The following is an 18,501-nucleotide window of genomic DNA, read 5'->3' on the forward strand; positions in this document are numbered from 1 at the left end:
TTGGTCAGACGACGTCGGAATCTGCGGACGCCGGCGTGAACGGCCACGGCACTTCGACCGTGTCGGGCGGCAGTGCGGCCGCCGCGGCATACGCACCGATGACGCACGCGAGCAACACCACTGCCACTGCGCGGACGATCCTGAACACGTTGACTCGCTTCGGTCGGAGGGGCCCGGCTTCGCAGGGCAATCGTCAGACCGTAGACGAACGTACCGACACGTCGGGGTGGGACGGTCAGTCGCGGCTCAGGCGTTCCAGCAGTGCGGCTTTGATTGCAGGACGTCCGGCGGCGACCAGGGTGAAGGTTGCTTCGCGCACCAACCGCTCGGCGGTATTGCCCGCGATCAGAGCGGAGCTGCCCTTGGCGGTGACGAGCGCCGTCGCGGTCCGCACGGCGAGTTCGGATGCCCGTGCCCGCGCGTCGGCGATGTCGGCCCTGCCCTCCAATGCCGCGTTGAGGTCGAGTCGTGCTCGGGCAGCTTGCTCCTCGAACGGGTCCGAATCGACCCCCAGAGTTTCGAGTTCGCTGATCGCGCGGCGGGTGATGCCCATGGCCATGCACCCGTTGATCCAGGAGCCGAACAGTTGGCTCTTCGCGAAGTCGTCGGGCGAGACGACGGCGCTTACCAGTTCGCCTGGCACTGCGAGGCCGTCGAAGGTGAGGCGAACGGTGTTGGAGCCGCGGGCGGCGATCAGCGGTAGGTCTGCTGCGCTGAGCCCGCGAAGCGGTTGGGCGGGAATGATGACGTGCACGATGGTGTCGTCGAACTCGTCGCGGGCCGAAACCTGAAGCAGATCGACGATGCCCCAACCGGTGACGAACGGTGCGACGCCGTCCAGCACGTACCCGTCCTCGACCCGGCGGGCCCACAGCGTGGGTGGTACCGGAATGGCTCCGGCCAGCGCGACTCCGGCTCGCACCGTGCCGTCGACGAGCCCGTCGAGGTACCGTCCCTGCAGGGTGGTGTTGGGTGAGGCCGCGAGACCGGCGACCACTCCGTGATGCTGCATCCACGTGAAGGCGGTCGCGAGGCACCCGCCGCACAAGGTTTCCAGTACATCGACCAGGACGGACGGTGTCACGCTCTCGTCGTCAGGCGCTGCGAGACCGTAGAAGCCGTCGGCGGCCAACGTCTCGAAATGGCTGTCGGGGATCTCACCATCGGCATCGACGCTGTCCGCCACCGGGAACAGGACGTTCTCGGCGATCTCTCGCGCCATTTCGGCCCAGTTGCTCACGTCCCGAGCGTAACCGCTCCACCGGCGCGATCAGGTGAACTCGACACCCTGCGCGAGCGGCAATTGGTCGGAGTAGTTGACGGTGTTCGTGGCGCGACGCATGTAGGCCTTCCAGGCATCGGATCCGGATTCCCGTCCGCCGCCGGTGTCCTTCTCTCCGCCGAACGCCCCGCCGATCTCCGCGCCCGACGTGCCGATGTTGACGTTGGCGATGCCACAGTCTGAACCGTCCGCGGCGAGGAACCGTTCGGCCTCACGCTGGTCGGTGGTGAAGATGGACGACGAAAGCCCCTGCGGGACTTCGTTGTGCATCGCGATGGCCTGGTCGAATGTGTCGTAGGTGAGGGCGTAGAGGATGGGCGCGAACGTTTCTTCCCGCACCACCGATGTTTGTGCCGGCATGCGTACCAATGCGGGTGAGACGTAGTAGGCGGAGCTGTCCGTCCCGCGACGTTCGCCGCCGCAGATTACGGTTCCGCCGTCGGCGCGAGCCTTGTCGAGGGCCGTTTGCATGGCGTCGAACGCCTGCGAGTCCACGAGGGGGCCGACGAGTACTCCGTCGTCGAAGGGGTTTCCGACCGTCAATGTTCGATAGGCCGCGGAGATCCGGTTCAGCAGCTCGTCCGCGATGGAGGAGTGCACGATCAACCGGCGGAGCGATGTGCAACGCTGACCTGCAGTCCCTGCAGCCGAGAAGACGATGCCGCGCACAGCGAGGTCGAGATCGGCTGACGGGGCCACGACTGCGCCGTTGTTGCCGCCCAATTCGAGCAGGCTCTTGCCGAAACGCGCGGCAACCCGCGGTCCGACGGCGCGGCCCATCCGCACAGATCCGGTGGCGCTGACCAAGGCGACCCGGGCGTCGTCCACGAGTTGCTCGCCGACGTCCACTGATCCCTGCACCAGTGCGTGAAGGCCCGTGGGCGCTCCCACTTCGAGTGCGGCCTGCGTTAGCAGGGCGTCGCAGGCGATCGCCGTCAGCGGAGTCTTCTCCGAGGGCTTCCATACCACGGTGTCCCCGCACACCAACGCTATCGCCGTGTTCCAGGACCACACCGCGACAGGAAAGTTGAAGGCGGAGATCACGCCGACGACACCCAGCGGATGCCAGGTCTCCATCAACCGGTGCCCCGGACGTTCCGATGCCATCGTCCTGCCGTACAGCTGCCGGGAGAGACCGACGGCGAACTCGCAGATGTCGATCATCTCCTGCACCTCGCCCCGCGCCTCGGAGGGGATCTTTCCGGCTTCGAGGGTGACAAGTTCCGCCAGGTCGCGTTTGTGTTCTGTCAGTAGCTGTCCGAGCCGCCGCACGACGGCACCGCGCTGGGGCGCCGGAACCGAGCGCCACGTGAGAAACGCCTCGTGGGCCGCGGAGATCGCCGCGTCGACGTCGTCGGTGCTACTCGTATCGACCGTCCGCAAGTCGGTTCCGGTGATGGGGCTTCGGGCCACGAGTGCACCGCTGGGAGCACCGATGTCGGCACCGCACCTGATCAGTGCTTCCTCGGCGCGTCGACGCAACTCCTCGGGGGCGGGAAGGTTCACGATGCTGTCCTCTCTCGGGATCTGTCCTGCTGCTCCTGATAGAGCGCGTACGGGTCGTGCACGGCCCGGCCGAGTGTCTCGGCGAGCCAGGGTAGGTGGTACCGGGCGCCGCAGTCGACCTCGGCGCGGGTACATGCGCCATTCGTCGGCGCAGGGAGGAAGTCTTCGTACACGATCGGTTCGGCGATGTGCCGGCCATACTCGCGTCGATACGTGAAGTACGCCATCCCTCGACTGTCGAGTTCGGCTTCGGTGCGCGGGAACCGGCGCTCCCACTCGGCCGCGTCGGCGTCCGCGGCAGCCAACCGGTCGTAGAGCTCGCGTCCGGGAGGCGTCAGGGCGAGGCGACGAGCCTCGGCCCCCGCGAACCCTTCTCCCACGACTGTTCCGTCGCTCGCGATGAACTGGTGGGGCTCCGACGGCGCGCGGAACGAGGTCTGACGGAGGAGAACGGCGGGCCCATCCCACTCGGGAGGTCCCTGAATGCCGTCGACCATCGCGAAGCCCAGCGCCCTCATGCGGCGGCTCAACTCGTCGATGTCCAGCACGCGCGGCCTGAGGGCGTGGATGCGGGTGCCGGCGCTTGCGCCGACTTCCGCGGCGACCGGCGACACCGCTTCGAGCTCGGAGTACCACCCCTTGTCGACCGGTAGTTTCGCCCGCGCCAACACCGTGGTCGCGAGTGACACGAACCGCTCGGCCGAGGGAGCAGTCAAACCTCCCTCTTCGGCGGCGATCGCGGCGAGATGCAACAGCTCCGTCGGGAAGAGCGACCGCCCGGCGAGAAACCTTTCGAGGCGTGCGTGCAGATCGGCGTCGAAGAACCGGCGATCCGCAGTCGTGAGCACCGAGGTGAAAATGCCGAACGGGTTGTGGTCCAGTTCGAACGAGTCGATCGGACGGAAGGCGGTCCCGACGACGGGTACAGGGGTGGCGGCATCGCGCAGGTCGTAGAAGCCGACGGGGTGCATCCCGAATCCGGCAAACAGTATCGCGGCCTGACGCAGTTCTGCGGCACTACCCAAGCGGATCGCGCCGTGCAGCTCCGCGGTGACTCGGTCGAGGCTGCCCCATCGCTCCGCCTCCGCGGGCTCGCGTTCGGCGAAATCGGCGTTGACCTCCCCGGTCACCTGTCGGAGCGTGGTGTAAATCGGTACCTCACGGCAGTACAACACCGACAGTGCGCGGGCGAACCGGGCTCGGAGCTCCCACGTTTCAACCATGACGCACCTCCGCTGGGCTAGCCTGCGCTGGTGGTGGAATCTTTTCGCAGCGACACACCCCATACTCCTCTCGACGACATCGATCGGGTTCTGATGCAGGAGTTGGTTGCCGACGGCCGTGCGACCCTGGCGACTCTCGCCGAGAAGGCGGGATTGTCGATTTCTGCGGTCCAGTCCCGGGTCCGCAGGCTCGAAGCCCGAAAGATCATCCGCGGGTACACCGCGAAGATCGACCCCGAAGCGCTGGGCCACGGTTTGTCGGCGTTCGTCGCCATCACCCCTCTCGATCCGTCCCAACCGGACGATGCGCCTGCCCGTCTGCGCCACTTGCCTGCCATCGAGGCGTGTCATTCGGTGGCGGGCGACGAAAGCTACGTTCTGCTGGTGCGGGTGGCGTCCCCCCGGGAGCTCGAACATCTCCTTCAGGAGATCCGCGCTACCGCCAACGTACACACCCGCAGCACGATCATCCTCCAGACATTTTACGACAGCTAGCGGACTCGCCGTATGTTTTCTCGGTTGACACGCGTATGGCAGGAAATATGACGTAATCTCTCGATATGAGCACAGCGATTCGATTTCCCGGCGGCGGGGGCGAGTTGTCCGCCGACCAGGTCCAGGACGTACTGCGTGCGCGCATTCTGGTCGATGGTTTCGACCTGGTGCTCGATCTCGAGCAGTCTCGAGGAACGCACCTCGTGGACGAGCGGGACGGAACCGACTACCTCGACATGTTCGGGTTCTTCGGTTCGTCCGCACTCGGCATGAATCATCCGGCGCTGGCGGAGAGCGACGACTTCCGTGAGGAGCTGGTGGAAGCGGCGATCAACAAGCCGAGCAACTCGGACATCTACACGGTGCCGATGGCGCGTTTCGTCGACACCTTCTTCCGCGTACTCGGGGATCCCGCACTGCCGCATCTGTTCTTCGTCGACGGCGGTGCCCTCGCGGTCGAAAATGCGTTGAAGGTCGCCTTCGATTGGAAGAGCCGATGCAACGAACGCCGCGGCATCGACCCCGCGCTCGGAACGAAGGTATTGCATCTGACCGAGGCCTTCCACGGCCGAAGCGGATACACGATGTCGCTGACGAACACCGAACCGGGGAAAGTAGCGCGATACCCCAAATTTCAGTGGCCGCGGATCGACGCTCCCTACCTGTCCGAGGGACGCGACGTCGAGGTGGCCGAGCGCCATGCCCTGGAACAAGCGCGGCGCGCGTTTGCCGACAATCCCTGCGACATTGCATGTTTCATTGCCGAACCCATCCAAGGCGAAGGAGGCGACCACCATTTCCGGCCGGACTTCTTCCAGGCGATGGAGCAGTTGTGCCGCGAGAACGACGCCCTCTTCGTTCTCGATGAAGTGCAGACCGGGTGTGGACTGACCGGAACCAACTGGGCGTATCAGCAACTGGGTGTTCGCCCCGACGTCGTGGCATTCGGCAAGAAGACCCAGGTGTGCGGAATCATGGCCGGCGGCCGGGTGGACGAGATCCCGGACCACGTGTTCGCAGTGAGTTCCCGCATCAACTCCACCTGGGGTGGCAACCTCACCGACATGGTGCGGTCGCGCCGGATCCTCGAGGTCATCGAGGACGATCGCCTGGTGGACCGCGCCCGGTTGACGGGGGCGCACCTTCTCGAGCGGCTCCGCCAGCTGGCCGTGGCAGTGCCAGAGATCAGAGAGCCTCGTGGTCGCGGCCTGATGTGCGCGATCAGCCTGCCGACGACATCGCGGCGGGACCAAGTGGTCACGGCACTGCGAGAGCGCGAACGGGTACTTGTTCTCCCGACTGGTAAGTGCGGGATACGGTTCCGTCCTCCGTTGAACGTCACTACCGCAGAACTCGACGCCGCCGTCGATGCGCTGGGCCGAGTGGTGGGCGGTACCGTCGACGGATGACCCCCATTGCGCTCACCTCCGTGCCCAACCTCAGAGACGTCGGCGGATATCGGACAAAGAGTGGGGCCAAGGTGCGCACTGGCGTGTTGTATCGCTCGACCGATCTCAGTCGGGTAGCGGACACAGACATGCCGCTACTCGCGGACCTCGGAATTCGGACCGTCTACGACCTCCGTACCGCCGACGAACGCGAAGTCGCCCCCGACAAGCTGCCGGACGGGGCCCGAGCAGTTGCCCTGGACGTGCTCGCCGACAAGGGGATCCGATCGATCCCCGCACAGATGCTCCAGGTGATCGCCGACCCGATGATCGCCGAACGTGAACTCGGCGGCGGCAGGGCGATCGAATACTTCGAGGGCAGCTACCGTGATTTCGTATCGATGCCGAGCGCGGTGTCGTCGTACCGGGAGCTCTTCCGGGACCTTGCGGCGGATGACAGCACACCCGCTCTCGTGCACTGCACCACCGGCAAAGACCGGACGGGATGGGCTACCGCAGCCCTGCTGCTGTTGCTCGGTGTCAGTGAAGAGGACGTGTTCGACGACTACCTGCTGACCAATGAACTGCTACTGCCGTCCTTCGCCGGGGTCTTCGAGAAGTTCACCGATGCAGGTGGAGACCCCTCGCTGCTCGAGCCGGTGCTCGGTGTACGCCGGCAATACCTGGAGGTGTCCCTCGCCACGATGCGGACGTCATTCGGCACAATCGAGGGTTATTTCTCCGACGGCCTGGGCCTCGACGCGGAGCGTCAGGCGTTGCTGCGGGAGCGCATGACTGCGGAGTGAACGGCGAGGCCCATTACTACACCTAGCGTGTCCGCAAGCAGATCCCACACGGATCCGTGTCTCCCGATCGGCAGAATGCCCTGCAGGATCTCTGTGACCACAGCGAAGGCTGTAAGCCACAGCACCGTGACCCGAACCGGTAGCAGTGCGTAGCGGGAGGCGCCTGCGAGCGCCGCAAACAGCAGGGCGTGCATCACCTTGTCGGCGTGTTCGGGACCCGTTGGCGTTGCCGACGCCGGCGACAGCAGCATGATCAGCGCCAACCCGGTGAGCGCGACTACGGGTACGGACCGCATCGTCACCGCTGGACCGTCAACCCCAACGCGCCCTCCGCGAAGCGTTGTACGGCATCGGCGCCACTGGCAAGGGCGGCGTCGTGCCCGGTCCGAGCCCATCCGGTGAGCACCGCGGTATCACCCGATCGAGTCAGTCCGACCTCGGCCAGCATCTCACCTGTGTTGGGTTGACAGATCGCCCACGAATAGTGCTCGTCGCTCGACCACTGCGCGGTCCGTCGGGCGATGTAGTCGGCGTCGTCGATACCGCCGTCGGCGAGGGCCGGCCGGTCGTCCACCCGTTCATCCGCGCGGAGTGCCCGCAGATACCAGCCGCCGGCATTGACTTCGATCGGTTCCATGTCAGCGATCTCGCTCGCGGTCGTTCCGCGTCCCGAAAAGGATTGCTCCGGCGGCCGGAATCATCAGAAAGAACAACCAACTGTTGTCGACCGGGACGACGAAGAACAGCACGAGCGCCACTAATGGGATCACCGACATCACGATGCGACGCCAGTTGTGGTCACCGTCGGGTTTCGTCGACGTGGGGCGCGCTGTGGCCGGGGCGGCGACGGCGGGAATCGGGAGGTCTGCGAACACCCGATCGAGCTCGCCGCGGGTGGTCGCCCCGGCCACGGTGGCACTGCGCTCGTCGAACTCGACGACCGTCAGGCGGCCGGCCGCGAAATGCTCGCTCAGCAGGTCGAGGGCCTGCTCACGGTCGGCCGTGCCGATACGAATGTCGGGGAGGTCGGACATGCGAGTGATCTCGGACCTATTTGAGCTCGGCGAGGACGGTGCCCTGGGTGATGGCGGCACCGGGTTCGACGGTCAGTCCGGTGACGATGCCGGCTTTGTGGGCGTTGACCGGGTTTTCCATTTTCATGGCCTCGAGGACGGCGATGAGGTCGCCCTCGGCGACTTCCTGGCCTTCCTCGACGGCGACCTTGACGACGGTGCCCTGCATCGGGGCGGTGACGGCGTCACCGGACGCGGCACCGCCGCCGGCGCCGCCGCGGGTGCGGGCCTTGGGCTTCTTCCGGACGGCACCGTTACCGCCGGTGGTGGGGGCGCCGAGGCTGAACTGGCCGGGCAGGGACACCTCGACGCGGCGGCCGCCGACCTCGACGACCACGTTCTGCCGGGGCAGGGAGTCGTCCTGGTCGACCGGCTGGCCGCCGGTGAACGGTTCGATCTGGTTGTTCCACTCGGTTTCGATCCACTTGGTGTAGACGTCGAAGCCGGTGCCGTCGCCGATGAAGGCGGGATCGGAGACGATGGCCCGGTGGAACGGGATGACCGTGGCCAGCCCCTCGACCTGGAATTCGGCGAGGGCGCGGCGGGCGCGGGCGAGGGCCTCGTCGCGGGTGGCGCCGGTGACGATGAGTTTGGCGAGCATCGAGTCGAACTGGCCACCGATCACCGATCCGGTTTCCACACCGGAGTCCATCCGCACACCGGGGCCGGTCGGTGGGACGAACTTGGTGACCGGGCCGGGGGCGGGCAGGAATCCGCGGCCGGCGTCCTCACCGTTGATCCGGAACTCGAAGGCGTGCCCGCGGGGGGTGGGGTCCTCGAGGATGTCGAGCTTCTCGCCGTTGGCGATCTTGAACTGTTGCAGCACCAGGTCGATGCCGGCGGTTTCCTCGGTGACCGGGTGTTCGACCTGCAGGCGGGTGTTGACCTCGAGGAAGGAGACGGTGTCGCCCTGGACCAGGTACTCGACGGTGCCGGCGCCGTAGTAGCCGGCCTCTTTGCAGATGGCCTTGGCGGAGGTGTGGATCCGGTTGCGTTGGTCGTCGGTGAGGAACGGGGCGGGGGCCTCCTCGACGAGTTTCTGGAAGCGGCGCTGCAGGGAGCAGTCGCGGGTGCCGGCGACGATGACGTTGCCGTGCTGGTCGGCGATGACCTGGGCTTCGACGTGGCGGGCCTTGTCCAAATATTGTTCGACGAAGCATTCCCCGCGGCCGAACGCGGCGACGGCCTCGCGGGTGGCGGAGTCGAACAGTTCGGGGATTTCCTCGATGGTGTGCGCGACCTTCATGCCGCGGCCGCCGCCGCCGAACGCGGCCTTGATCGCGACCGGAACCCCGTATTCCTTCGCGAACGCGACGACCTCGTCGGCGTTGCGGACCGGGTCCTTGGTGCCGGCGGCCATCGGGGCCTTCGCCTTTTCGGCTATGTGGCGGGCGGTGACCTTGTCGCCGAGGTCGCGGATCGATTGCGGGGAGGGGCCGATCCAGATCAGGCCGGCGTCGATCACGGCCTGGGCGAAGTCGGCGTTCTCGGAGAGGAAGCCGTAGCCGGGGTGGATCGCGTCGGCGCCGGACTTGGCGGCGGCGTCGAGGATTTTGTCGAACACCAGATACGATTCGGCGGAGGTCTGCCCACCCAACGCGAACGCTTCGTCGGCCAGGCGCACGAACGGGGCATCGGCGTCGGGTTCGGCGTAGACCGCGACACTGGTGTACCCGGCATCGGCGGCGGCCCGGATCACCCGCACTGCAATCTCACCGCGGTTCGCGACGAGCACCTTCGTGATGTGCGCGCTGGCATGACTGGGCACTGAGCCTCCTGTGGTTCATGTGGTCGGTCGCCGCGGTGGTTCCGTGAAGTCGCACCAGCGGTGGGATACGGGCATCACTTCGGAGTCTAAGCACTGAACCGAACGCGGTCGTCACCGGATCGAGATTTTGGTCAGGGCTTCAGCGACACTTCGCGCCCTACCGACGGGTAGGTTACTGCAACCTGTTCTAGTTGCCGCCGAAGGCTCGCCACCCAGGTGTGGACGCTCGCCGCAGCGATGTCGTTGCCCGGATATCGGACCGCCAGATTGACTCCCCGAGGTGTGCGATTGATCCATGCATAGACATCGTGGGTGTATTGCCGGCTTCGCAGCGCCCGGGCATTGCGGTCGACCCACTGGCCCGCATCCGGGACGAAACGGACGTCCATGTAGGAGACGACGAAGCGAGGCCTGATGGGGAGGTGGAGTTCTCGCTCGATCCGGTCGAACGGGACGACGGCGATCGGCTTGGTCCGGGCCGTGCTCGCTTCCGCGGCGCGGGCCACCTCCCCGAACTCGTGGGAGGGAAGCTCGAAATCGACCGGGCTGAGCCCGACGAACCATCCGAGCGCCGACGCCCACTGGGGCGCATGCCGGGTGTGGACCGGCGTGATGGTGCGGAAACGTTGCTGCCCGGCGACTTCCGCGCCTGCCAGGCCCAAGCACGCCAGGAGCCCGGAGAAGAACCCCACATCGGCGTCTCTGCAAGCCGTAGAGAAGGCCGCTGCCTGATCGGCGTCGAGAATCCACGCCGACAGGTTCTGCTGCGCATCGTGTGTGCGCGGCCCGATCTCGAGAGGGAACTCCGGCAGTCCTCGATCGGCGAGAGCACCCCGCCACACGTCGAGTGCCTCGCGCTGCACGTCGGCGTCGGTGGGTGACTCCCGCTCGTCCCGCCCGAAATCGACGTAACTACCGACCGGAAACAGGTTGGCGGCGCGACCCGACAGAATTTCTTCGTACAGCGCCCTCAGCTCGTGCGCGACCAGCACAATCGAGAACCCGTCGATGATCGAGTGGTCGGCAGCGAAGAACACGGTGAACCGATCGCGCTCCACCGGCTCGAGCGTCGCGAACACATAGGACGGCCAGCTGTGCGGAGACGCGTACTCGTCGAACAGTTGCTGGAGGTGGGCGAAGTTGTCACCGCCCGCAGCGTCGTAACCGTGGCTGATGACGCCGATGTGTAATCCGCCGGCCGGTACTGTGCGCCGGCGGATGGTGTCGTGGGCGGGATCGAACGAGGTGTGTGAGCGCAGCACCTCGTGTCGGTCGGTCCACTTCTCGAGTGCCGACTGAAAAGCGGCGACATCGAGGCGGCCCTCGATCTCGAAAGCGGTCCCGAGCCAGGACTCACGCCCGTCGGCAGCGGCGCAGCGGCGCAGGTGCGCCTCGTGGATGTACGACGCCGGGCGTGGATCGTCGATCCACGCCGAGCGCGCACAGGGCAACCACTCGGTGAGTGCTCCCACGGGTATGGGGTAATCGGCGAGTTCTGTGAATTCCATAGGCTGTCGTTGAATTCCGGCCTAGCCGCGCAGATGCCGCTTGATTCGCGCGAGCATCGCGGACATGCCGCGCAACCGGAGCGGGCTGACGGCGTCCGCCAGCCCGAGGGCGGAGTAGAAGTCGTCGGGTACGCCGAGGATCGTGGCCGTGCTGTGGCCGTCGAGACCCTGCTGGAGGATCGACGCGAAACCGCGCGTCGTCGGTGCCTCCGGGGGCGCGCTGAAATGCAGTCGCACGTGCTCGGGATCGGAACTGTCCACCGACAGGAACAGCGGCGACTGGCACTCCGGAACGGGCTCCATGGCGTCCTGCTCGAGTTCGGCAGGCAGAGGTTGCAGTTCACGGCTGAACTCGAGCAGCAGCTGCAGCTTGTCGGAACCGTCGACGGCAGCGAAGTCGTCGACGATCTCGGCAAGGGAATCGGGCATCAGTGTCATGACGGCGAGCCGGGGACCTCGCCCGGCTCCTCACCCCTGACGATGGGAACGCGCACGGTATTGCCCCATTCGGTCCACGATCCGTCGTAGTTGCGGACCTGCGGGTAGCCGAGCAGGTGGGTGAGCACGAACCAGGTGTGACTCGAGCGTTCACCGATTCGGCAATACGCGACGATGTCGTCGGCGGCGGACACGCCGCTGTAGATCTCGTTCAATTCCGTGCGCGAGCGGAAACGGCTGTCCGGCGCCGCGGCCTTGGCCCACGGAATGCTCTGCGCACTCGGGATGTGACCGCCGCGCAGTGCGCCCTCCTCCGGGTAATCGGGCATGTGTGTGCGCTCGCCGGTGTATTCCTGAGGAGAACGCACGTCGATGAGCGGGCCCTTGCCGAGGTGGGCGAGCACGTCGTCCTTGAACGCCCGGATCGGGGCGTCGTTGCGTTCCACCACCGGATAGTCGGTGGGAGTGATGTCAGGTACGTCGAACGCGGTGTCGCGGTTCTCGGCGATCCACGCGTCGCGGCCACCGTCGAGGAGGCGGACGTCCTCGTGCCCGAAGAGGGTGAACACCCAGAGCGCGTATGCGGCCCACCAGTTGCTCTTGTCGCCGTAGATCACGACGGTGTCGTCGCGGCTGATGCCCTTCCGGCTCATCAGTTCCGCGAACTTCTCGCCATCGATGTAGTCGCGGGTGACCGGATCGTTGAGGTCGAGGTGCCAGTCGACCTTCACGGCGCCGGGGATGTGACCGACGTCGTAGAGAAGGACGTCTTCATCGGACTCCACCACCTTGAGGCCGGGCGCTCCCAGATGTGCGTTGAGCCACTCCGTCGACACCAGCCGTTCGGGGTGGGCGTACTCGGCGAAGGAGGGCGTGGGATCTGGCGCTACGGGCACGGGCGGGCTCCTGCGGGATTGGACGACGGGGCAGACTCGGTGGGACGAAAGCCAATTCTAGGCCGACGGCTCGAGTTCGTCCGAACGGCGTTCACAGTAACCGTCCGGGGGTTCGCCGCAGCGCGTTCGGCGTGCGGAGATTCGCCCATGAACGGAGGTTTCATGCCCGACATCTCGACCCGCGCCGACCTGGAGTTGCTGCTGCGGCACTTCTACGCACGGGCGTTCACGGATCCGATCCTCCGACCGGCGTTCGACACACTCGCGACCGTCGGACTCGACGACCATCTCCCCGTGATGTGCGACTTCTGGGAGTCGGTCCTTCTGGGGTCCGGCAGCTACCGCGGCGGCGTCCTCGCCGTCCACCGCGCGCTGCACGGTCAGCACGGGTTCACCGACCGGCACTTCGACCGATGGGTCGAGCTGTGGACCGCCAGTGTCGACGACCTGTTCGGCGGCGAGGTCGCAGGCCGTGCACGGATGCGGGCGGTCGACATCGCGCTGACCATGCGGCAACGCATTGTCGATCCGTCCGACCGAGCTGGGCAGGCGTCAGATGACGGGAGTGCCCTCGAGGTGCAGCTGGGTGGTCAGTTCGGCGATGGGTGCGACACCGTTCTCGCAAATGTTCAGCATGATCTCGCGCAGCCGTTCGAGAAAGTCGGTGATCGCACGCCTTGCCGTCGGGGTTTCGGGGAATCGGGAGCGCAGCGCAAGGCCCCTCCCTGTTCGTGAGATCCAGAATTGTGCGTCGTCGGCCACCGTCACGTTGCTGATGTGGTGGGCGTTCAACTCGTCGTGATCGTCGGTGCCCGGGAGTCGGCGGTAGTCGATGTAGGACACCATGAACACGTCCGTCCGGGTTCGCCGGTACGCGTCGCCGAGCGATTCGCGGACCTGGGCCATCGTGACGCCCTTCAAGGTCAGGGCGGTGCGGAAGGACGCATGCGTGTGCGCCAGCGAGGACTGGAAGTCGCCGTCGGGGGTAACCTCCACGGTCAGGGGGGCACTCGTCGTGAGCCATCCGAGTGCGTTTGCCCACTGTGGGTCCTGGCGAATGTGCAGCGGAAACTGCAGCGGCATCCGGGATGTGCCGTTGATCGACTGGACAGCCAACCCCATCGCGGTAAGCGTGCCGGTGAACAGACTTCCGCCGGAGTCGAAGCAGATCTCCTCGAAGCGTTCGGCGTCGGCGGTGCCCAGTAGTGGGCGGACGTCGGCGCCCTGCGGTGCGGGTTTGCCGGCTTCGACACCCAGGTCCAACGGGAAACTCGGCGCGGTGCCGCCGCACCGCTCGTAGAACCGTGCCCATTCACGAACCCGGGGGTCACCCAGCTCGGTGACCGGCGTCTCGGCCTCGAGTTCGCAATACCGCAGGAAGCTGCCGGGATCGCCGAGTCCCTCGGTCAACTCCGCCGCGGTGATGTCGTGGGGCACGCTGTGCGACAACAGTTTCTGATAGATCTGTCTGAGTTCACCCAGCGCAATGACCAGCGAATAGCCGTCGACCAGAGTGTGATCGAAGGCACTGACAACGGTGTAGTGGTCGTCCCGCTCGATGGTGGCAAAGAGATACGCGGGAAACGTCAACGGGTCGCAGGCCTCGGTGAAGCGGCGGCGCAGGTGGTCACGAAGCTCGTCCGGTGACGACGTGAGCACCGGATCGGAGGCGACCACCGAGGCGAGGGCAGGGTCGAGATCGACCCGCATCAACACGTCGGAGGTGACATCGAACCCGGTCTGCAGGGTGTCGTGACGCCGGATGAAGTGAACGAGCGCGAGTTCCAGGGCATCTTTGTCGAGCCGGCCCGGAAGGTCGAAAGCCGCTGCCATCCATACACTCCGGCCGTTACCGTGGGTGCGCGCCGTGTCGAGGTGGAATTGCTGGTTGTAGGACGGCGGCACCGCCGACTGCGACACCACCCCCGGGTCCACGGACCATTCGGTCACAATGCCGGGTTCGAGCATGTACTTGTCGATGGACGTGACGTGCACTAGCGCACCCCCTCCTGCGGGCGAGTTCCCGAGGCCGCCGGAGTGAAGGACGAGATCGGGTAATCACCTTCGCGGGCGACGGTTCTCATGATGGTCGACAGGCGTCCTGTATAGGCGGCGACGGAGCGATGCGCTTCCGGGGTATCGGGATGGGAAATGGCCATCCACGTTCCTTCGAGGACCCGGTTGATCCAGATGGAGGCGATCTGGGTTGCTTTCCCTCCCACGATGCCGGTGGCGCGGGTGGACGAGAAGTTCTCGGTGTCGGGCAATCTGCGTCCGTCGATGTACGACACGATCGGGGGAGGCGTGAGTGTTGTGTGCTGTGACAGGGTGCCGGGGCCCGAGGCGGCCAGCACCGTGTCGATCACCTGTTGCACCGAGACTTCGCCGAGAGTCTTCCCTGAGCGATATGCCTCTTGCGCGCGCTGCGCGAGCGCGGAAAACGTGGTGGCGCCGTCCAATTCGAATCCGACCGGAACAAGATTGATGAACCACCCCTGTGACCAATAGAACTGCGGATCGTTGCGGGTGGTGACCGGGGAGAGCGCCATGTAACGGTCGCGTCCGACGAGCTCGTGCTCGGTGATGGCCAGTGCCGCGAATACACCACCGATGAAGTTGGCACCATTGGCCTTGCATGCGACCCCGAACAGTTCGCAGTCCCGTGCGTCGGCCAGCTCGAACCGGCTGCCGATTGCCGGCTTCGGCGCGTCGGACGCTCCGAGGTCGAGGGGGAAGCTCGGGAAGCTTCCTCCATTACGGGTGAGGTGACCGATCCAGCTGTGCACCTCCGGAGACGCCATCGTCAACGTCGCGGCCTTCTCACGCTCGCGCCGACTGTAGTCCACGTAGCTGCCGGGGTCCGGCAATTCCGGCTCCACGCCGTCGAGTTCGGCCTGGTAGATCATTCTCGTCTCGGCGAACATCAGGATCATCGACTGCATGTCGGTGTGCGCATGGTCGATCGCGTGGAAGAGCGTAAAGCTCTCCTCGGCGTCGGGTGCGTCAGTCGCATAGTGTTCCACTGCACCGAATACGAAGGCCGGCCAGGCGAGTGCACTGGTGTCGTTCGCGAAGCGTGTCGCGACGTGGTCGCGTACGTGCTCAGGCCTGTCCAGAACGGCGCCCTCGGCTGGGGCGAGGTTGATGGACTCAGCCGGAACGACGTGTCGCCGAACGGGATTCGTCGTATCCGTGGGATCTGCTGCTGGGTCGGCGAACGAGAACCAGCTGTGAAGGGTGTCGTGCCGCAGAACGTACCGCTCGAGGGTTCGCGTCATGGCGGCCCTGTCGAGTCTGCCGGGAAAATCGAACGCGATACCGATCCAGGGGGATTGCGTCTCCCCGTTCTGCACGGCGAGTCGTGCCCGCCTCAGATGTCGTTCCTGCATGGTGGTCGGCGGGGCAGGGTCGATCGGAGCCTGCGCAGCCGCTCGTGCACTCACGTCCGTGACTTTCCACTCGACGACCCTCCCAGGCTGTGGTCTCCAGTGGGTGATCAAGTTCAAGTCCATCGAGCGGCTCCTGAGGTAGTCGAATGTCGAGGTGTGCGAGTTCGGTCGTGCACGCGCGTCTCGCAACAGGATGCGGCACTGAGTGCCTTACCGCGAGAGGTAACGGAGTACGGAGATTGATTACAGGTCGGTTCCAGCCCAGTCAAGTGTCGATCAAACGCCCCCTACGCTGCAACTTCCTGATGTAGCGTCCCGAATCTTTGACCTACCTCACAACCCACGGCGCACTTCGGGCTACTAGCCTGTGCGGATGCCTGTGACACAGCATGAAGTCCCCGACCGCGGAGAGCTCGGTCGATGGGCCCCGTGGCTGGGTCTCACCACCAGTCTCGCCGCCGTGTTCATGCAACTCCTCGACGCCACGATCGTCAACGTCGCGCTGCCGAGCATCGCGGTCGACCTGGGCGCTTCGGTGTCTGCCCAGTTGCTGATGGTGAGCGTGTATACCCTCTCGTTCGCATGTTCGCTGATCACGGCCGCTCGGTTGGGTGATCTGCTCGGCAGGCGCCGGATCTTCCTCACCGCTCTGGCCGTGTTCGTTCTCGCATCCCTGCTCTGCGGGCTGGCACAGACGCCGATGGAATTGGTCCTGTCGCGGGCCGTGCAGGGCCTGGCTGCCGGATCGATGTCTGCCCAGACCTTCGCCATCATCTCGGGCCTGTTTCCCCAACGTGCCCACCCGCGGGTCTTCGGTATCTACGGAGCGACCATCGGGCTTGCGACGATCTCAGGTCCCCTCGTCGGGGGCCTTCTCATCCAGTGGGATCTGCTCGGTTGGGGGTGGCGCCTCATCTTCTTCGTCAACATCCCGCTCGGCATCGCCGCGCTGGTGCTCGGGTACTTCTATCTCGTCGACGCCAAGGCTGACGGTGTCCGGCGCCTCGACGTGGGCGGCGCCGTCCTGTCGGCGTTGGGCCTCTTCCTGCTCATCTTCCCGCTGGCGGAGGGACGCGAGCGGGACTGGCCGACCTCGATCGTGGTGATGCTGGCCTGCTCGGTGCCGGTGCTCATCACCTTCGTCGTGTACGAGTGGCGTCTCGGGCGCCGGAGTGGCGACCCGGTGCTGCGAGTGGAACTGTTCGCCGATCGTGCGTTTTCGATCGGCGCCGCCATCGCCTTCGTATTCTTCGGGACACTTACGTCGCTGATTTTCACCATCTCGCTCACGCTCCAGTTCGGCTTCGGATTTTCCCCGTTGCGGGCGGGGGTGATGACGGTGCCGTGGGCGCTGGGCACGGGTCTCGCCGCGCTGGCGTCTTCGGTGGTCTACCGGCGAATCGGCAACCTCGTACTTCCGCTGGGGATGCTTTTGTTCGCGGGCTCGCTCGTCGTGCTGGCCGCGCAGTTACAGCACGAGGGCACCGATCCACGGTGGGGGGCCTTGGCAGGTCCATTGTTCCTGGGAGGTGCCGGGCTCGGGTTGTTCGTCGCCCCCCTGCAGACGGCGATCCTCGCCACTGTGCGACCGGACAATGCGGGCTCGGTGTCCGGGTTGCTTCCCACGGTCCAGCAGGTAGGCAGTTCCCTCGGCCTCGCCGTGATCGGGGTGGTGTTCTTCAACCTGGTGGCTACGCAGTCGTCGCAGGCTGTCCAGGCGGAAAGGCCCTCATTGACCGCGGAATTGGTACGGGTCGGTGTGCCGGCGGCCCTCGTTCCGCGGGCCGAGGAGACCTTCGTGCGGTGTGCCACGGACCAGCTCGGGTCCACCTCGCCGATGAAGGTGCCTGACGACTGCCGGTCGCTCGGGCAGGGAAACGCTACGGCCTTGGGTGCTTCGGGGCAGCAGATCGCAGATTCCGCGCTGGTCGCCGCCCGAGAATCCACGCGTGCGGCGGCGGGTGAGGCCTTCCTGCAGGCGGAGCGGCGCATCCTGTGGATCATCTCGGCGGTGGCCGCGGCAATCGGCGTGGCGTCGCTCACCCTTCCGCGGCGGAACCGGCAGGGCGAAGCAGAGTCAGGCGGTACGGCCCGACGTCGCCCACAACTCGGCGATACCGACGCCCACCCGGCCGAGCAGAGTGCGCACGAGGGGTAGACCGATCCCGATCACGCTCGACGGATCACCGTCGATGCGCTCGACGAACCACCCACCGAGACTGTCGAGTGTGAACGCGCCCGCAACCTGCAGGGGCTCTCCCGTGGCGAGGTACGCCTCGAGGTCGGAGTCCTCAGGGCTCGCGAAGTGAACCACCGTGGCGCTCGACTCGTGGGCGTCGCCGATCACCGAGCCGTTCATCACCCGCAGAACACTGTGCCCGGTAAGCAGGGTCGCGCTACGGCCGGCCATGGACGCCCAGCGAGAGCGCGCAACTTCTACCGACCCGGGTTTGCCCTGCAACTCGCCGTCGAGCAGCAACATGGAGTCGCATCCGACCACCACGAAGTCGGAGAGGCACTCGCTCGTCAGGCCGGGCAGCACATCCTTCGCCTTGGCGCGGGCCAGTTCGGTGACGACGTGCTCCGGGGGCGCCTCGGCACCGAGTGCCGCGATGAGCGCGTCCTCGTCGACGCCGGACACCCGGACGATCGGCTCGACCCCGGCGCTGCGCAGCACAGCGAGCCGCGCCGGGGAGGCCGAGGCAAGTACGAACGCCGTCACAGTTGGC

General features: G+C 66.0%; 19 protein-coding genes. 4 read left to right on the forward strand and 15 right to left on the reverse strand.

Annotated elements, in window-relative coordinates; all coding sequences use genetic code 11:
* Positions 1 to 4 precede the first annotated feature (4 nt).
* From JQT59_RS18350 to JQT59_RS18365, 4 genes are all read right to left on the reverse strand, one after another.
* On the reverse strand, positions 5 to 148 hold the full coding sequence (locus JQT59_RS18350) for a hypothetical protein (RefSeq protein WP_213577251.1): 144 nt from the start codon (positions 146 to 148) through the stop codon (positions 5 to 7).
* Positions 149 to 235: 87 nt separating this feature from the next.
* On the reverse strand, positions 236 to 1,240 hold the full coding sequence (locus JQT59_RS18355; RefSeq protein ID WP_213577252.1) for an acyl-CoA dehydrogenase family protein: 1,005 nt from the start codon (positions 1,238 to 1,240) through the stop codon (positions 236 to 238).
* A gap of 30 nt (positions 1,241 to 1,270) precedes the next feature.
* On the reverse strand, positions 1,271 to 2,788 hold the full coding sequence (gene amaB / locus JQT59_RS18360; protein ID WP_213577253.1) for an L-piperidine-6-carboxylate dehydrogenase: 1,518 nt from the start codon (positions 2,786 to 2,788) through the stop codon (positions 1,271 to 1,273).
* Positions 2,785 to 4,011 (reverse strand): 2-oxoadipate dioxygenase/decarboxylase family protein, encoded by a 1,227-nt coding sequence (locus tag JQT59_RS18365; RefSeq protein ID WP_213577254.1) that lies wholly within the window; start codon positions 4,009 to 4,011, stop codon positions 2,785 to 2,787. Before JQT59_RS18365 ends, amaB begins: the two co-directional genes overlap by 4 nt.
* A 30-nt stretch (positions 4,012 to 4,041) precedes the next feature.
* On the opposite strand from JQT59_RS18365, the gene JQT59_RS18370 reads away from it, so the two are divergent.
* The 3 genes from JQT59_RS18370 (at position 4,042) to JQT59_RS18380 (ending at position 6,700) form a co-directional block, all read left to right on the forward strand.
* Positions 4,042 to 4,506 carry an Lrp/AsnC family transcriptional regulator gene (locus JQT59_RS18370; protein ID WP_109331368.1) on the forward strand — a complete coding sequence of 155 codons (465 nt, stop codon included), beginning with the start codon at positions 4,042 to 4,044 and terminating at the stop codon, positions 4,504 to 4,506.
* 65 nt (positions 4,507 to 4,571) lie between these two features.
* A complete protein-coding gene (lat, locus tag JQT59_RS18375; protein ID WP_213577255.1) occupies positions 4,572 to 5,915 on the forward strand; it encodes an L-lysine 6-transaminase in 1,344 nt (447 codons plus the stop codon).
* Positions 5,912 to 6,700 carry a tyrosine-protein phosphatase gene (locus JQT59_RS18380; RefSeq protein ID WP_213577256.1) on the forward strand — a complete coding sequence of 263 codons (789 nt, stop codon included), beginning with the start codon at positions 5,912 to 5,914 and terminating at the stop codon, positions 6,698 to 6,700. Before lat ends, JQT59_RS18380 begins: the two co-directional genes overlap by 4 nt.
* Here the strand turns inward: JQT59_RS18380 and JQT59_RS18385 are convergent.
* The 10 genes from JQT59_RS18385 to JQT59_RS18430 all read right to left on the reverse strand — a co-directional run bounded on the left by JQT59_RS18385 (position 6,664) and on the right by JQT59_RS18430 (position 15,826).
* Positions 6,664 to 6,996, reverse strand: coding sequence for a VanZ family protein (locus tag JQT59_RS18385; protein WP_213577849.1), 333 nt, complete (start codon positions 6,994 to 6,996; stop codon positions 6,664 to 6,666). The genes JQT59_RS18380 and JQT59_RS18385 overlap by 37 nt on opposite strands.
* Before the next feature lie 2 nt (positions 6,997 to 6,998).
* Positions 6,999 to 7,337, reverse strand: a complete 339-nt coding sequence (locus JQT59_RS18390) for a GNAT family N-acetyltransferase (RefSeq protein ID WP_213577257.1) — start codon at positions 7,335 to 7,337, stop codon at positions 6,999 to 7,001.
* 1 nt (position 7,338) lies between these two features.
* Entirely contained in the window at positions 7,339 to 7,734 is a 396-nt protein-coding gene (locus JQT59_RS18395) for a DUF1707 SHOCT-like domain-containing protein (protein ID WP_213577258.1), read from the reverse strand.
* A gap of 16 nt (positions 7,735 to 7,750) precedes the next feature.
* Positions 7,751 to 9,541 (reverse strand): acetyl/propionyl/methylcrotonyl-CoA carboxylase subunit alpha, encoded by a 1,791-nt coding sequence (locus JQT59_RS18400; RefSeq protein ID WP_213577259.1) that lies wholly within the window; start codon positions 9,539 to 9,541, stop codon positions 7,751 to 7,753.
* A gap of 131 nt (positions 9,542 to 9,672) precedes the next feature.
* Positions 9,673 to 11,049: a condensation domain-containing protein gene (locus tag JQT59_RS18405; protein ID WP_213577260.1), complete on the reverse strand. Its 1,377-nt coding sequence runs from the start codon at positions 11,047 to 11,049 to the stop codon at positions 9,673 to 9,675.
* A 21-nt stretch (positions 11,050 to 11,070) separates the two neighbouring features.
* The gene (locus JQT59_RS18410; RefSeq protein ID WP_109331326.1) at positions 11,071 to 11,487 is read right to left on the reverse strand and encodes a SufE family protein; all 417 of its coding nucleotides are present in this window, start codon (positions 11,485 to 11,487) and stop codon (positions 11,071 to 11,073) included.
* A complete protein-coding gene (locus JQT59_RS18415; RefSeq protein WP_213577261.1) occupies positions 11,484 to 12,383 on the reverse strand; it encodes a sulfurtransferase in 900 nt (299 codons plus the stop codon). Before JQT59_RS18415 ends, JQT59_RS18410 begins: the two co-directional genes overlap by 4 nt.
* Positions 12,384 to 12,440: 57 nt before the next feature.
* Positions 12,441 to 12,899 (reverse strand): hypothetical protein, encoded by a 459-nt coding sequence (locus tag JQT59_RS18420; RefSeq protein WP_213577262.1) that lies wholly within the window; start codon positions 12,897 to 12,899, stop codon positions 12,441 to 12,443.
* Positions 12,900 to 12,935: 36 nt separating this feature from the next.
* Positions 12,936 to 14,378 (reverse strand): condensation domain-containing protein, encoded by a 1,443-nt coding sequence (locus JQT59_RS18425; RefSeq protein WP_213577263.1) that lies wholly within the window; start codon positions 14,376 to 14,378, stop codon positions 12,936 to 12,938.
* Entirely contained in the window at positions 14,378 to 15,826 is a 1,449-nt protein-coding gene (locus JQT59_RS18430; protein ID WP_249354531.1) for a condensation domain-containing protein, read from the reverse strand. Before JQT59_RS18430 ends, JQT59_RS18425 begins: the two co-directional genes overlap by 1 nt.
* Positions 15,827 to 16,145: 319 nt before the next feature.
* On the opposite strand from JQT59_RS18430, the gene JQT59_RS18435 reads away from it, so the two are divergent.
* Complete coding sequence (locus JQT59_RS18435) at positions 16,146 to 17,930, forward strand: MFS transporter (RefSeq protein ID WP_213577265.1); 1,785 nt, start codon at positions 16,146 to 16,148, stop codon at positions 17,928 to 17,930.
* Here JQT59_RS18435 and JQT59_RS18440 read toward each other — a convergent pair.
* Positions 17,850 to 18,494, reverse strand: a complete 645-nt coding sequence (locus tag JQT59_RS18440; RefSeq protein ID WP_213577266.1) for a Maf family protein — start codon at positions 18,492 to 18,494, stop codon at positions 17,850 to 17,852. The genes JQT59_RS18435 and JQT59_RS18440 overlap by 81 nt on opposite strands.
* Positions 18,495 to 18,501 lie beyond the last annotated feature (7 nt).

The sequence above is a fragment of the Rhodococcus sp. USK13 genome, assembly GCF_018343855.1.
Lineage (GTDB): Bacteria > Actinomycetota > Actinomycetes > Mycobacteriales > Mycobacteriaceae > Rhodococcus_F > Rhodococcus_F oxybenzonivorans.

Excerpts from the sequence above, each read along its gene's own strand:
- JQT59_RS18365 (WP_213577254.1), bottom strand. The coding sequence starts at position 4,011 with ATGGTTGAAACGTGGGAGCTCCGAGCCCGGTTCGCCCGCGCACTGTCG.
- lat (WP_213577255.1), top strand. The coding sequence starts at position 4,572 with ATGAGCACAGCGATTCGATTTCCCGGCGGCGGGGGCGAGTTGTCCGCC.
- JQT59_RS18380 (WP_213577256.1), top strand. The coding sequence starts at position 5,912 with ATGACCCCCATTGCGCTCACCTCCGTGCCCAACCTCAGAGACGTCGGC.
- JQT59_RS18385 (WP_213577849.1), bottom strand. The coding sequence starts at position 6,996 with ATGCGGTCCGTACCCGTAGTCGCGCTCACCGGGTTGGCGCTGATCATG.
- JQT59_RS18390 (WP_213577257.1), bottom strand. The coding sequence starts at position 7,337 with ATGGAACCGATCGAAGTCAATGCCGGCGGCTGGTATCTGCGGGCACTC.
- JQT59_RS18395 (WP_213577258.1), bottom strand. The coding sequence starts at position 7,734 with ATGTCCGACCTCCCCGACATTCGTATCGGCACGGCCGACCGTGAGCAG.
- JQT59_RS18405 (WP_213577260.1), bottom strand. The coding sequence starts at position 11,049 with ATGGAATTCACAGAACTCGCCGATTACCCCATACCCGTGGGAGCACTC.
- JQT59_RS18410 (WP_109331326.1), bottom strand. The coding sequence starts at position 11,487 with ATGACACTGATGCCCGATTCCCTTGCCGAGATCGTCGACGACTTCGCT.
- JQT59_RS18435 (WP_213577265.1), top strand. The coding sequence starts at position 16,146 with ATGCCTGTGACACAGCATGAAGTCCCCGACCGCGGAGAGCTCGGTCGA.